The sequence below is a fragment of the Erysipelatoclostridium sp. An173 genome (genome assembly GCF_963931465.1).
Classification (GTDB): Bacteria; Bacillota_I; Bacilli_A; order Erysipelotrichales; family Coprobacillaceae; genus Thomasclavelia; species Thomasclavelia merdavium.
This window is the reverse complement of the sequence record NZ_OZ007017.1, coordinates 2,290,449-2,305,271: the sequence shown is the minus strand read 5'-3', so window position 1 is coordinate 2,305,271 and position 14,823 is coordinate 2,290,449. Positions and strand designations below refer to the sequence as shown.

15 protein-coding genes and 1 tRNA gene are annotated in these 14,823 nt (G+C 29.0%); 14 read left to right on the top strand and 2 right to left on the bottom strand.

Annotated features, from left to right (window positions below):
* Positions 1–11 precede the first annotated feature (11 nt).
* From istB (ABGT36_RS11495) to ABGT36_RS11480, 4 genes are all read left to right on the top strand, one after another.
* Positions 12–764, top strand: a complete 753-nt coding sequence (istB, locus tag ABGT36_RS11495; RefSeq protein WP_346676893.1) for an IS21-like element helper ATPase IstB — start codon at positions 12–14, stop codon at positions 762–764.
* Between the two features lie 32 nt (positions 765–796).
* Complete coding sequence (locus ABGT36_RS11490; protein WP_346678103.1) at positions 797–991, top strand: hypothetical protein; 195 nt, start codon at positions 797–799, stop codon at positions 989–991.
* Complete coding sequence (gene istB, locus ABGT36_RS11485; protein ID WP_087285701.1) at positions 978–1,736, top strand: IS21-like element helper ATPase IstB; 759 nt, start codon at positions 978–980, stop codon at positions 1,734–1,736. Before ABGT36_RS11490 ends, istB (ABGT36_RS11485) begins: the two co-directional genes overlap by 14 nt.
* A 139-nt stretch (positions 1,737–1,875) precedes the next feature.
* Positions 1,876–2,472 carry an AAA family ATPase gene (locus ABGT36_RS11480; protein ID WP_087302634.1) on the top strand — a complete coding sequence of 199 codons (597 nt, stop codon included), beginning with the start codon at positions 1,876–1,878 and terminating at the stop codon, positions 2,470–2,472.
* A 65-nt stretch (positions 2,473–2,537) separates the two neighbouring features.
* Here ABGT36_RS11480 and ABGT36_RS11475 read toward each other — a convergent pair whose 3' ends face one another.
* Positions 2,538–3,584, bottom strand: a complete 1,047-nt coding sequence (locus ABGT36_RS11475; protein ID WP_346678100.1) for a transposase — start codon at positions 3,582–3,584, stop codon at positions 2,538–2,540.
* Between the two features lie 339 nt (positions 3,585–3,923).
* Here ABGT36_RS11475 and ABGT36_RS11470 point away from each other — a divergent pair, with 339 nt between their 5' ends.
* The gene (locus ABGT36_RS11470; RefSeq protein ID WP_346678099.1) at positions 3,924–4,697 is read left to right on the top strand and encodes a Cof-type HAD-IIB family hydrolase; all 774 of its coding nucleotides are present in this window, start codon (positions 3,924–3,926) and stop codon (positions 4,695–4,697) included.
* Positions 4,698–4,801: 104 nt separating this feature from the next.
* A complete protein-coding gene (locus ABGT36_RS11465; RefSeq protein WP_346678098.1) occupies positions 4,802–6,163 on the top strand; it encodes an MATE family efflux transporter in 1,362 nt (453 codons plus the stop codon).
* Positions 6,164–6,194: 31 nt separating this feature from the next.
* Here ABGT36_RS11465 and ABGT36_RS11460 read toward each other — a convergent pair.
* Positions 6,195–6,278, bottom strand: a tRNA-Leu gene (locus ABGT36_RS11460).
* 90 nt (positions 6,279–6,368) lie between these two features.
* Here ABGT36_RS11460 and pepD point away from each other — a divergent pair.
* From pepD to ABGT36_RS11420, 8 genes are all read left to right on the top strand, one after another.
* Positions 6,369–7,808, top strand: a complete 1,440-nt coding sequence (pepD, locus tag ABGT36_RS11455; protein ID WP_300082227.1) for a beta-Ala-His dipeptidase — start codon at positions 6,369–6,371, stop codon at positions 7,806–7,808.
* A 227-nt stretch (positions 7,809–8,035) separates the two neighbouring features.
* Positions 8,036–9,364, top strand: a complete 1,329-nt coding sequence (locus tag ABGT36_RS11450; protein WP_087302626.1) for an FtsX-like permease family protein — start codon at positions 8,036–8,038, stop codon at positions 9,362–9,364.
* A complete protein-coding gene (locus tag ABGT36_RS11445) occupies positions 9,336–10,739 on the top strand; it encodes an ABC transporter ATP-binding protein (protein WP_308698072.1) in 1,404 nt (467 codons plus the stop codon). Before ABGT36_RS11450 ends, ABGT36_RS11445 begins: the two co-directional genes overlap by 29 nt.
* Before the next feature lie 50 nt (positions 10,740–10,789).
* Entirely contained in the window at positions 10,790–10,978 is a 189-nt protein-coding gene (locus ABGT36_RS11440) for a hypothetical protein (RefSeq protein ID WP_346678095.1), read from the top strand.
* Positions 10,978–12,051: an FtsX-like permease family protein gene (locus tag ABGT36_RS11435; RefSeq protein ID WP_346678649.1), complete on the top strand. Its 1,074-nt coding sequence runs from the start codon at positions 10,978–10,980 to the stop codon at positions 12,049–12,051. The genes ABGT36_RS11440 and ABGT36_RS11435 overlap by 1 nt, the downstream gene beginning before the upstream one ends.
* Positions 12,039–12,794, top strand: coding sequence for an ABC transporter ATP-binding protein (locus ABGT36_RS11430; RefSeq protein WP_346678093.1), 756 nt, complete (start codon positions 12,039–12,041; stop codon positions 12,792–12,794). Before ABGT36_RS11435 ends, ABGT36_RS11430 begins: the two co-directional genes overlap by 13 nt.
* Positions 12,795–12,891: 97 nt before the next feature.
* On the top strand, positions 12,892–13,275 hold the full coding sequence (locus ABGT36_RS11425) for a hypothetical protein (protein WP_087374683.1): 384 nt from the start codon (positions 12,892–12,894) through the stop codon (positions 13,273–13,275).
* Positions 13,276–13,391: 116 nt separating this feature from the next.
* On the top strand, positions 13,392–14,801 hold the full coding sequence (locus tag ABGT36_RS11420; RefSeq protein WP_346678091.1) for an amidophosphoribosyltransferase: 1,410 nt from the start codon (positions 13,392–13,394) through the stop codon (positions 14,799–14,801).
* Positions 14,802–14,823 lie beyond the last annotated feature (22 nt).

The window sequence follows — 14,823 nt, the reverse complement described above, 5'->3', positions numbered from 1 at the left end:
ATAACAGGCTCATGAACAATCTGGAAACATTGAAGCTCGATCGCATAAGAGAATATTTAGATACATATATAAGCATGGTAAATGAAGGAAAGAAGGATATGGTGGAAGCACTATATGAACTGACTAATTTTGAAATGGAACTTAGGAATGAACGAGCGATGAACGCATGCGTGAAGGTGGCCAATTTCCCATATATAAAAACATTTGAGGATTTTGATTTTTCATATCAGCCTTCGATCAGCAAGGAGCAGATACTTGATTTTAGAAATCTCAGATTTATGGAAAAAACAGAAAATATTCTTCTCATTGGAACCCCAGGTGTAGGAAAAACACATCTGGCGACATCAATTGGAATAGAAGCAGCGAAAAACAGAAACAGTACATATTTCATAAACTGCAATGATCTCATCCTACAGCTAAAAAGAGCCCATCTAGAAAACAGACTAGAAACACGATTGAAATTCTTTGCAAAATATAAGCTACTTATCATAGATGAGGTAGGGTTTCTTCCGCTGGATAGCGAATCATCGAATCTTCTTTTTCAATTGATAACAAAAAGGTATGAGAAACATTCAACAATCATAACAACCAACAAATCACTGTCACGATGGGGAGAGGTTTTTGGTGATAATGTATTAGCGAATGCAATCTTAGACAGACTTATTCATCATTCACATATCATAAATATCACAGGAAGGTCATATCGAACAAAGGATAAGATATCCATGATTGAGGATGATGATCATAACAACCAGAACTGGTGAAAATTAAACTAACACTTTTGGTAAATTTTATATTGACATTAACAAACAAAGAACTTCTTATATATTATAACGGAAAAATTATTGAAAAACATCCTATTACTAATAATAAATTTAATATAAAAGAAGAACATGAACTTTATTATAAGAAAACAGATAAGCAGGCAGTTAAAGAAAGCAATCAAATAATATTAAAAGAACTGGAGAATATAATTTATGACAATGACTAATGATGTACTGGAACAATTGAATTATTTAAAACTGAAATCAGCATATTCATATTTAAATTCATTAGTAATGAATAATGAAATAGCTGAAGAAGAACTGCATGTAATGCATAAGATACTGAATAAGGAAGTGATAGCTAAAGAGGAGAATAACAGACTTTATAATGTAAAAGTAGCAGCATTTCCTTTTCTAAGAAAAGTTGATGATTATGATTTTAATTTTCAGCCAGGTATAAAAGAAGAAAAAATAAGATCCATTATTGAATCGGATTTTTATGAAAATGCTACAAATATCGTATTTGTAGGTAACCCTGGTACTGGAAAAACACATTTGGCAATAGCAATTGCATATACAGTAGCTATAAGAAGAAATAGTGTATATTTTATTAAATTTAATAAATTAATCAATATACTAAGACAGGCATATAATGAGGGGACATTAGAAAGAAAACTAAGACTCTTTTATAAGTATAAGCTGCTAGTCATTGATGAAGTTGGATTTAATGAAATAACACCACTGGAAGCTAAATTATTTTTTCAATTGATTGATTTAAGATATACTAAACGATCTACTATTTTTACAAGCAATATTTCATTTGATAAATGGCCACAGATATTAGGAAATGATGAAATGATAACTAAAGCCATATTAGACAGGATTCTTCATTATTCATATTTATTTAATATCACAGGTCCATCTTATCGAATCAAAGATAAATTAAATCCTAAAAAAACTGAGAACACTTAATTGCAACAAATTGGTCAAATTATCTTGACTTTTATATCTTACTTGATATCTATTATTGTGGTATCATATTTATAGAAGGAAGATCAGTTATAAGTATTCTTTTTATTTATATTCATCTTGATACAAAGGAGGTAATTATATGAAATGCAAAGTTATAACTATCGGGCATGATTATGGTAGTGGAGGTCGTGATATTGGACGTAAATTAGCTGAAAAACTTAATTATAAGTATTATGATACTGAAATTACAGCAAAAATAGCGAAAGAAAGTGGTTTAGCTGAATCTTATATTAAAAATAATAGTGAATATGCAACTCATCGTAATTATTTCTTATTTACGTTGAATAATTGGACCGCTGGTGGTCCTAGTCTGATCGACCAATTATATTTCATGCAGCGTAAAATTATTTTGGATTTAGCTAGTAAAGAAAATTGCGTAATTGTTGGACATTGTAGCGACTATGCTTTAAGGGACTTATCTGATTGTTTCCATGTTTATATACAAAGTGATATTGAAACTAGAGTTAAACGTGTAGTTGAAAAGTATCAAGAAGAATTAGAAGATCCTACAAAAGAATTAGAAGAACGTGATAGTAGAAGAAAGACTTATTATCGTTACTATACTGATCGTAAATTAAATGACATTACTAATTATAATTTAATATTAGATCGTACTAATTTAACAGATGAAGATTGTGTTGATATAATTTATGATACAATTAAAAGAATTAAATAGTACAACCGATTAAACGCAAGTTGTTTTTAGCTTGCGTTTTTCTTTTTTTCACAATATTATAAATGTTAAGCAATCATATAAATTGCATGTCTAAGATACCTGGATCCCTTTTTAGAAATCTTGCCCATGGTTTCTACAGATGTTCCAGAGCGTTTGTTTCTAGGACTTGATCCTGAATAAGAAACAAAACAGTCTGCATTTTTAAATCTGCTTATATCACCAGTTTCAGCAATCACAGTTGCGGCAGTTATAGGACCGCATCCTGTCATTGTAAGAAGCAGTTTATAAGCCGGATTTAAAGACACGACATCTTCGATATATCTTTGAATTGCTTTAAGTTGACCTTTTATGTTTTTAATGTTTTCAACAAGGTCTAGGATGATGTTTCTACCGTAAGAAGAAATATCATCAGGAACCAGAGTATCCCGGCATAAATCAAAGAGCTTATCAATCTTATCCATCGAACAACGATGTTTCGTAGCTTCATAAACGACATTGAACACTTCAAATTTAGAAGCATTTATGATATCATGTGTTGTAGGATATGAAGATAGGACAGCGATAAAAGCAGCTGATTTAGGTTCGAAAACATATTGAAGTTCAGGAAATAAACAATCACATTGTGCGATGAGACGGTTGATTTCTTGAGAATAGATTTTTTTGATCTGATAATGTCTGTGTATTAAAGCTTTCAAGTCTTGATATCCGTTTTTGTTTTCAAAAACATTGTCATTGACATACTGAACATCAGAATCGGTCCCAATGATAGTTGAAATAGTTTGAGCATCTAAAGGATCTGATTTAGCAATGTTATGGGCTTTACGCCACTGATTGACAAAATCAGTATTTAAAAATCTGATGCTTTCATTATCGTTAAGATTAGCTTTAATAAAGTTATAGACATTAGTAGAATAGATACCAGTAACTTCTAAAGCAAAACAGATACTGGTACAATTATCATCAGAATAACTTCTAACAGTATCTAAAAAAGAAGTGACTTCTGATTTAACAAATTTAAAAGATAGTTTTTTTCGTAAGAATTTAGGTTTAACAGATCTACGATCACAAACCTTGAGGATAGCAGCATCTGCTTTGCCTTTAGAGGCGTCCATGCCAACGTAAAGAATATAATTGTTTTCCATAAATAATGACCTTCTTTCATATGCAATCGGTATTGAATTGCACCTCTAAATCAAGACAAACGCAACCTCGCAAATACGGAGACAAGTGTAGAAACACTGCTGCAACAAACTAATTCGGGTATAAAGTGATGTCAAGATTAAAGGATTAAGTCTTTGTGAAGTGGACGTACATGAAGTAGCCACAGGGAGTGAGAATAAAACCTTCATTCAAAACAAAACTATTATCTTAAAATTAGAATGTACAATCAATAATGAATTTAATAAAAATCATTAAATGATTACGTACATATTATACGAGGGAGTGATTAAATGATAAAAGCAGTATTTTTTGATATCGATGGAACTTTGATAGACCACGATACTAAGATGATGCCTGATAGTACTAAAGAAGCATTAGCTTTATTACAAAATAAGGGGATTAAAGTTTTCGTTGCTACAGGTAGATCACCAATAAATTTGGATGTTGTAAGAAGTAATTTTGCATTTGATGGTTATCTATGCTGTAACGGACAATATTGTTTTAATAATGAAGAAATAATTTATGAAAAATATATTAATAATGAAGATTTGAAAACATTATTGCCATATATTAATGAAAATAATATCCCAGTATTATTTGCTGAGGTGACTAAAAGTTACAGTAATATTCATAACTACTGTTTAGATGAAAGTGCTAAACATTTAAATGATGAACGTTATCCAATTAGAGATGCAAAAGATATTGTAAATCAAAAAGTTGTGCAAATGATGGCGTACATTGATGAAAAAGATGATCAGGAATTTTTAAAGTATGCACCTCATTGTAAATCAGTTCGTTGGACACCACGATTTGCTGATATTATTCCAATTGATGGTGGTAAAAATGTTGGAATTGATAGAATTATTGATTATTATGGCATTTCTTTAGATGAAACAATGGCTTTTGGTGATGGTAATAATGATATTGCTATGTTGAATCATGTCAAGATAGGGGTAGCTATGGGAAATGCTGATATTAGTGTAAAAGAAGCTAGTGATTTTGTAACTAAGTCTGTTAATGAAGATGGTATTTATTTTGCATTAGAAAATTTTTCATTAATTTAAAGTATAAATACTAAAAAAATTATGCTAATATATATAAGAATATTGAAAAAAACTTGCACGGTAGTTACTACCGTGTGTTATTTTGATTTGGGAGGTTATTAGATATGGAAAGGACAAAAAAAGGTTTTTTTAATGCGGATGTAGATTTATTACATGGACCTATTTTTAAGTCACTGGTTATTTTTGCAATACCATTGCTCATTTCTAATGTTTTTCAACAATTATATAATACAGTTGATACAATGATAGTAGGAAATTATTTAGGGGATGTATCATTAGCAGCAATTGGTTCTTGTACATCTATATATGATTTATTGGTGGGATTTGCACTTGGGATTGGAAACGGATTATCAATAGTAACCGCTAGAAGTTTTGGCTCTGGTGATCATACATTATTGAAAAAATCAGTAGCTAGTTCAATTGTTATTGGAGTTGTATCGTCTATTGTAATTACAATAATAGGTACAATTATTTTGCATCCATTGTTAGTTCTACTAGATACACCTGCAAATATAATTGAAGAAGCATATAGTTATATTTCAGTAATTACTTTGTTTATTGTAGTAATGTTTGCTTATAATCTATGTGCTGGTTTAATGCGAGCAATTGGAAATAGCTTTATGCCATTAATATTTTTAATTGTTTCGTCATGTTGTAATGTTGTTTTAGATATATTATTTATTACATCATTTAATATGGGAATTCAAGGAGCTGCTGTTGCTACAGTTATTTCTCAAGGAATTTCAGTTTTATTGTGTATTGTTTACATTATGAAGAAAACAAAAATCTTAATTCCTTTAAAAGAACATTTTAAAGTTGATAAAGCTTTATATAAAGAATTAATTGGTCAAGGATTTTCAATGGGATTTATGAGCTGTATTGTATCAGCAGGTTCTGTAATTTTACAATATGGAATCAATGGATTAGGATATTTAACAATTGCTGGTCATACAGCAGCGAGAAAATTATATATGTTCTTTAATATGCCTTTTACAGCAATGGCGATGGCTATTTCAACCTTTGTTTCTCAAAATAAAGGGGCTGATCAAGGAAAAAGAATACGTCAGGCACTTAGATATGCTTATGTTTATGATGTTGTTTTAGCAGTGATTGTTACAATTGGATTATTATTATTTGCCACTAATTTAGTACAATTAATCTCAGGTTCTACAGAACCAGTTGTTATTAATAATGGTTCATTATATTTAAAAATTGTGGGACCATTTTATATGATTCTAGGAATTTTAATGCAAACGCGTTATGCTTTACAAGGAATAGGTCAAAAAATGTTACCGTTAATATCAAGTGTAATTGAATTTGTCGGAAAGATTATTTTCGTAATTGCATTTATTCCTCAATTTGGATATATGGCAGTTATTTTCTGTGAGCCTGTTATCTGGTGTGTGATGGCGATACAATTAGTATATTCATTTTATTCAAATAGCTATATTAAAAAATTTAAATAAAAAAAGCAGGAAACTGCTTTTTTTTGTTAATTGGTACAGGAAATGGGACTTGAACCCACACGAGAAATCTCACTAGAACCTGAAACTAGCGCGTCTGCCATTCCGCCATTCCTGCATTTACTAATATTATACGCTTTTTAAAAACAAATGTTAATTAAATTGTGATATTTTGATATAATATAGCAAACGAATGGAGGGGTATAGAATGAGTATTTTAGATATAAATATTCCAGTGAATTATTATTTTGAAGAAATTAGTAAAATTCCTAGAGGTTCATACAATGAACAAAAAATAGCTGATTATGTTGAAAATTTTGCTAAAGAACATAATTTACGCTATGTACGAGATCAAGTTAATAATCTTATTATTTATAAAGATGCAAGTGCAGGATATGAAGATCATGAAGCAATAATGCTACAAGCCCATATGGATATGGTAAATGAAAAAAATAAAGATAGTGATCATGATTTTGATAACGATCCTTTAGATTTGTATATTGATGATGGTTTTATAACTGCTAAAGGAACAACATTAGGTGCTGATGATGGTTATGGAGTAGCGTATATGTTAGCGTTATTAAGTGCTGATAACGTTAAGCATCCACCATTGGAATGTGTTTTTACGGTTTGTGAAGAGGTTGGCTTAGATGGTGCTTTAGCATTTGATGGCAATTTAATTAGTGCAAATAGAATGATAGGTTTAGATAGTGAAACAGAAGGGGAAACTTGTACTACTTCATCAGGTGGTTGTGATGTTATGGTTGATAAGGATTTACATTTTGTAGATAATACTAAACCAATATATGAATTAATGATCAAAGGGTTACAAGGTGGTCATTCTGGACGTGAAATTTCTAATGGACGTGGAAATGCTAATAAATTAGCTACTAGAGTAATGTATGGTTTTATTAAAGAAAAGCTTGATATTCAGCTTATTGATATTGAAGGTGGTTTAAAAAACAATGCGATTCCTCGTGAATGTACTATTATTTTTTCTAGTGAAAGTGATTTTGATGAGTTAAAAAAAGTAGCTGATACTTATCAAAGTTATTTTAAAGAGGAATTTGAGTTTAGTGATTCTGGGGTATTAGTTGAGTTAAAAGCAGTATCAAAATCATTACCGCAAGCATTAAGTAATGCTGAGTCTAAAGAAGTAATCGAGATGATGAATGTTTTAAAAAATGGTTTTGTTGAACGTTCATTTGCAATTAAAGATTTAACAGTTATTTCTTTAAATATGGGTGTAGTAAGAATTGAAAATAATCAATTAAAGATTAATTATTTACTACGTTCGCCAATGAAAAGTGCTGTTGAAAATATGTGCGATGAATTAAATATTGTGGCACGAGCATTTAATGCTAGTACTGTTTCATCAAATTATTATCCTGGCTGGTTGTATGACCCAGATTCTAAATTAAGAGATCAATTTAAAGAATTTTATTTAAAACATACTGGTAAACAACTTAAAGAAGTTGCTAGTCATGGTGGTTTAGAAACTGGAATTTTTAAAGGGAAAAAACCAAATTTGGATATTATAACAATGGGACCGGATATGAGTGATATTCATACTCCTGATGAACGAATGAATATTGCTTCATTTGTAAATTGTTATCAATTATTGTGTGATTTTATAGCAACATTATAATTTATTAGGCACTTTGTTTTAGTGCCTTTTTATTTTGCAGTCATTTATGTCGATATTGAGTCGTTTATGCCTAAAATCTTGTTAAGATAAAGTTGTTTAGTATAATTTATAATGTGGTGATTAAATAATATTTAATCATCTTTGAAATATAAAAATAATTTAAATAATTATTGTAATCTATTTAATATAAGACTATAATTTAATTAGAAGGAAGGGAGGAAATAGAAATGATTACCTTCGTAAAAAAAGTTGTAGCCAGTCAAAAAAAGTTCTATTTGGGCTTGCTGACAATCCTATCATTTTTAGCTTCGTTTGAATATATTTCAGTAGTTATTTATTCAGGAGCGACTAATCTTAATAATTTTATTGATCAGTTTATGTTACAAAGTGTAACAGGAATAGTAATAATGATTGCTTTTGTACTGATTTTGTTTGTTAATAATTACCTGGTTGAACACAAGACAGATGAATTTTCGTTAATTCTTTTAATGGGAAAAAATACTAAACAGGTATTACGATATATCATTATTCAATTTGGATTATTATTTTTATTATCTTATCTGTTAGGGGCAGTAATCGGAAGTGGATTATTGTTGTTATACCAGCAGTTATATGTTGAAACTGTAATGGGTACTATTGATTCAATTATTTTTGTTTATGGGGCGTTATTTATTACTAAGATAATATATGTTGTAGTAATTGATTTTGGAAAATTTTTAAGAATCAAAATGGATATTGCTAGTTATATGAATCATGTTCCTGAAACTACTAATTTTAATCCGTTTGCAGTATTTAGTAGTGGCAGTAAACTTGCCGATGTCAATGCTAAGCAGATCATTGGTGCTAATGCTGGTAAAGTATTTACATTAATCATTGGATGTTTGTTTTTGTACATTGGTTTATCTCAGTTACTTAGTGATAGTAGTCAAAATATAGCCGTAAGTTATATGTTTTCACTTGCAGGGGAATTGATTATTATTAATAAGTTTATTCCATTACTATTTGATTTATTGCATAATAAAGTTTTATTGAAAAGTAAAGACTGGCTGATGATCTTAAGTAATTTAAAAGAAGTTAGTAAAGCAATGAGTGTAATGATTAATATTTCATCAGTTGTTGTACCAATAATTATTGCGTTTTTATATTTACAAAATGTAAGCGTTATCGTTCAAAATGCGATGCTGGTGACATTCTTTGCATTAATGGCTGGTATGTTTCTATGTTTTATCGTTAGATTTATGATATATATTCCTTCAAGAGCTAATGTTATTGCAATGATGAAATCACTTGGCTACAGTAAGAAAAATATATATCAGATCCATATTAAGGAAATATTGATTTTCGTCTTACTATTTATCATATTTCCAATTGTAATATACGGATTGGTTTTATATCAAAGTTATTTAAATAATATGATTGCTTATAATACTTTAATTACTATGGTGTTAGTTTATATCGGGTTATATGCAATAATGACAGTTTATATGATTTTAAGCTATTATAAATTAATCAGGGAGGTATATAGTGATGTCAAATATCTTAATCGCGGCGAATAATATTTGTAAGGTATATGATCAAGATATTTTATTAAAACGCGGTGCTAATTTTTATGCTTTACAAAATATTGATTTTAATCTTTATGAGGGTGACTTTATTAGCGTTATGGGACCAAGTGGTTCTGGTAAATCAACTTTATTAAACTGTTTATCAACATTGGATAATGTTACTAGTGGTGTTTTAAAGGTATTAGGTAAAGAAGTTAGTCAAATGAGCGATAATGAATTAAGTCTATATCGAAATAAATATCTAGGCTTCATCTTTCAAAATCATAATCTAGTATCTTCATTATCAATTTTTGATAATATTGCAACACCATTGATTTTAAATGAAGAAGCACCAGATCAAATTATCGATAAAGTTAATGAAATTGCTAAAAAACTTAATATCCAAAAACTGCTTTATAAAAAACCTAATGAATGTTCAGGTGGTGAACGGCAAAGAGCTGCAATAGCAAGAGCTATTGTAAGTAAACCTAAAATTTTAGTATGTGATGAACCAACTGGTAATCTAGATACAGTTAATTCTCATGAACTTTTAGGGATGTTAACAAAATTAAATCAAGAAGGCACATCAATAATTTTAGTAACACATGATAGTATGATTGCTAGCTATGCTAAAAAGTTTATTTATTTACGAGATGGAAAGATAATTAATGAAATTAATAGAAACAATGCTAGCCAAGTGGACTTCTTCAACGAAATCGTTAAAATTACAACTCAGGATAGCTTGTTGAAATTATTTAATGATACTGCAGATAGTAAAAATGTATTTTCAAATAACATTGATTCAAGTGTAACTAATAGTGAAGTTGTAATTGAAAATGAAGTTGCTAATAAAGTTAGTGAAACTTCAAATAATGAAGGTATGGAAGTAAATGTAATAAATAAAGAAACCAAACCAGTAAGAAGAATTGTATATGCTATTTTTGCTGGACTAGAATATGATGAAAGTTCTAGTAAAAGATATCGAATATTGCATTTTGAAGAAGATACTATTGATTTTCAATTTTCGAATATTGAAAAATTACATGTTACTTATCCTGAAGTTGAAAAAGCTATTATTTCAATGTGTTCAAGATATGTTCCATCATTTCCAATGCCAGAAAACCGTTTCTATCTAGATTTGGATTTAGTATTAAAAGATGGAAAGACCTATAAATTTGAAGTAAATAATCAAAGAAATGCAACTAGTTTATTTGATGTATTACATCAGCATAATATTAAAGTTGAAGATCCATGTGGTTTTGAAGAGTTATATCGTTCTAAAGGCGACTATTTAGTTCGTCATCGCTGGTTATTATATAACTTTAGAAAGATAGCTAAACAATATCATTTAGACAATCCACGCGGTGCATCAAAATCGTTTTATTAAATTCAAGGGAACACCGCAAGGTGTTCCTGCTTTTTTTGGAGGGAACTAAAATGGTAACGACAGCCCTAAAAATGTTGTTTATTGAAAAAAAGAAAGCCATGTCATTAGTTTTTAATTTAGCAATTATGATTTGTTTAAGTGGCGTTATGTTGAACATGCTAGAAAATCCTAAGATGCAAATAGTTTACTTGTTTATTAATGATGTTGCTAATTTTTTAAGCATTTTGTATTTTTTTTAATAATTATTTGTATTTGGCTAGTTGCTTATTCGTGTTTATATTATATTCGTATTAATTCAAGAGAGTTTGCTTTAATTCGGTTAGCTGGATATGATTTTTTACAATTGGTTAAATATATGGTCATTCAAAATTTAATGATTGTTTTAATGACTGCAATTTTGGGATATTTGATGATGGTAGTTTTAATCCCTGTTGTACAAATGATCATATATAGTTATGTTGGAATGAATTATAATATTTTTTATATCTCATGGAGTGCTATTTATCAAAGTTTTTTACTTTTGCTTTTAACAACCGTGATCATGGTATTTTTAGATATTTATTATATTAATCGGATGTCAATTCCTGAGATGTTAAAAATGCATAATATTGTTAGTTATAAAACTGATAAAAGATTAATTAAGATGCCAAAAATATTATTTGTGGTTTTATATTTAATAGGTTTGATTATTTTATTTTACAGTGATGATTTAAGTTTTGGAACAATATTAATTTGTATAATTGGAGTAATTGGTGTTTATGGAATTTTGTATTATATAATTCCTGATTATTTACAAGCAAGAATTGATAATAAAAAATTAAAACCGTTAGATTATGTTGTAAGTGGGAATGTATCTTTATTTTTACAACAGGCTAAGATGATCATTATGTTAATTTTAATAACAGTAATTGTTTTTCCTATCGTAATTTTAATTACTAGTGTTTATCCGTTATATCATATTCAGGTTCATATAATCTTTGTTTTAGTTAATGTTTTGACCTGGATGACCCTTTATAGCCGATTTAAGCTTGATTTTCAAGAAAAAGGGACTCTATATCAAAATCTATACAAAATCGGTTTAACGACAAAAGAATTAAAGATTGTATCTTATAAAGAAATTATTAGTATCTTTAAAACAATTTTAATTTTATCAGGAGTATATTTGACAGTAATTATTTTTAAACTGATACAAGCTAACGCTAATTATTATTCACTGGTAGTAGTATTAGCTGAGTATTTTATACCACTATTGATTTGTTTAATCTGGTTATTAAATAAAAGAAGAAAGGAAATCTATTTATGGAAAAAGTAATGGCAATAAAAAACCTCAAAAAGATTTACGGTGTTCATGGACCAAATCCTAAAGTAGCTATTAATGATATTTCGTTACAGATAGATCAAGGTGATTTTGTTTGTATTATGGGACCTTCAGGTTCTGGGAAAACAACATTAGTAAATATTTTATCGACGATTGATGAAGCAACAAGTGGTAAAGTTATTTTATTGGGACAGGATATTTCAAATCTGTCTGAAAAGGATAAAGCCAGTTTAAGAAAAAGTGAAATTGGATTTATTTTTCAAAACTATAATTTAATAGAAACATTAAAAAATAAAGATAATATCCTTTTTTCATTACGATTGAATAATGTATCTTTAGATAAACAACAGCAAGCTTTAATAAAGATAAGTAAAAAATTAGGAATAGAAGATATTATTGATAAGTTTCCATTTGAATGTTCAGGTGGTCAACAACAGCGAGTTGCCATCGCTAGGGCGTTAATTACTAATCCTAAAATCCTATTTGCAGATGAACCGACTGGAAATATTGATAGTTTGTCTGCTAGGGAGCTAATGGAATTGTTTGTAAAAATAAATCAAGAAAATAATACTACGATTATAATGGTTAGTCATGATAGCTTTGTTGCTTCATATTCAAATAAGCTTTATTATATTGTTGATGGAAAGATTAAAAATCTATTAAATAAAGATAATCTAAGTCAATTTGATTATTATAGTGAAATTGTAAAAATTACCACTCAAATAGATTTTAGATAATTATCTAAAAAATTAAATGGAAATTTTAGTATTTAAATGGACTTTTAGGGTATAATAAGATATATTTTTCATATGTTTTATTAAAGGAGGAGTAGTCTTGGCGTTAAAAAAGCTGCTTTCGGTCTGTTTTGATACTAAAAAATTAAAAATTACGATAATGGTATTGAAAAAAATCAATCAATATACAATCAGGGTTGAATATGAAGATGAAGTAGAAAAGATCAAAGAAAGCAATCATGAAGTAAGCTATGATTTTGTTTATTATTTATCAGATTTAATTGAAAAGGCTAAGCTTGATAAAATTAATAGTCAGGATATGGCAGTTGGATATTTAGAAGTTTATTTTGGTGAGGATGAATATTTACCATGTTATTTTAGTAGTGAAGATGTACAAAATAATAAAGGGTTGCATTATTTGATTCATTCACTATTACCATTTGTTGATGAAGGTGAAGATGATATTGATAAAATGATTAGTTAAAGCTAATCATTTTATTATTTCCAGGGAAATATTTTAGCGAAAGTTAAATTAATTATAGGAAAAATGACGCAAATAAGATACAATAGGGGTGGAAAAAAGTTTGGAGGATAGATAAAATGAGTGGATTTTTTGGTGTTGCATCAAAAGAAAGTTGTGTTTTAGATTTATTTTTTGGAATTGATTATCATTCACATTTAGGTACTAGAAGAGGAGGAATGGCTGTTCATGGTCAAGATGGATTTCAAAGATCAATCCATAATATTGAAAATTCTCCTTTTAGAACTAAATTTGAAAAAGATATTGAAGAATTTGAAGGTAACTTAGGAGTTGGGTGTATTTCTGATAACGAAGCTCAACCATTATTAGTTAAATCACATATTGGTTCTTTTGCAATTACAACAGTTGGAAGAATTAATAATTTAGAAGAATTAAAAACTAATTGCTTTGCTAATGGTACTACTCACTTTTTAGAAATGAGTTCAGGAGAAGTTAATCCTACGGAATTAGTAGCTGCTTTAATTAGTCAAAAAGATGATATTGTTTCAGGAATTAAACATGCTCAAGAATTGATCAAAGGATCAATGAGTATTTTATTACTAACTAGTGAAGGTATTTATGCTGCTCGTGATAAATTTGGTAGAACACCAGTAATTATTGGTGAAAAAGAAAATGGGTATTGTGTTACTTTTGAAAGTAGTGCATTTTTAAATTTAGGATATCATCATTATTGTGATTTAGGTCCTGGTGAAATTGTTTATATGACACCAGATAAAGTTGAAGTTAAACAAAAACCAGGCGATAAAATGAAAATTTGTTCATTTTTATGGGTATATTATGGATATCCAACATCAACTTATGAAGGTATCAACGTTGAAGTAATGCGTAATCGTTGTGGTAATTTGTTAGCAAAAAGAGATGATGTTAAACCTGATAGTGTCGCTGGGGTACCAGATTCAGGAATTGCCCATGCGGTAGGATATTCTAATGCATCAGGAATTCCTTTTGCTCGTCCATTTATAAAATATACGCCTACTTGGCCACGTTCTTTCATGCCAACTAGTCAAAAGCAAAGAAACATGATTGCAAAAATGAAATTAATACCTGTTCAAGAATTAATAAAAGATAAGAGTTTATTGTTAATTGATGATTCAATTGTTCGCGGAACACAACTTGGGGAAACAACTGAATTTTTATACAATAGCGGAGCTAAAGAAGTTCATGTTCGGCCTGCTTGTCCACCAATTTTATTTGGTTGTAAATATTTAAATTTTTCACGTTCAAGTTCAGAACTAGATTTGGTTACTCGTCGTGTTATTAAAGATTTAGAAGGTGATAATGTAAGCGATGAAGTATTACAAGAATACGCTGATCCAGATAGTGAAAGATATCAAAAAATGTGTGAAGAAATTCGTCGTCGTTCTAACTTTACTTCATTACGTTATCATCGTTTAGATGACATGATTGAATCAATCGGACTAGATAAATGTAAATTATGTACATATTGCTGGGACGGAAAAGAAGATTAGGATTGTTTATCAATCCTTTTTT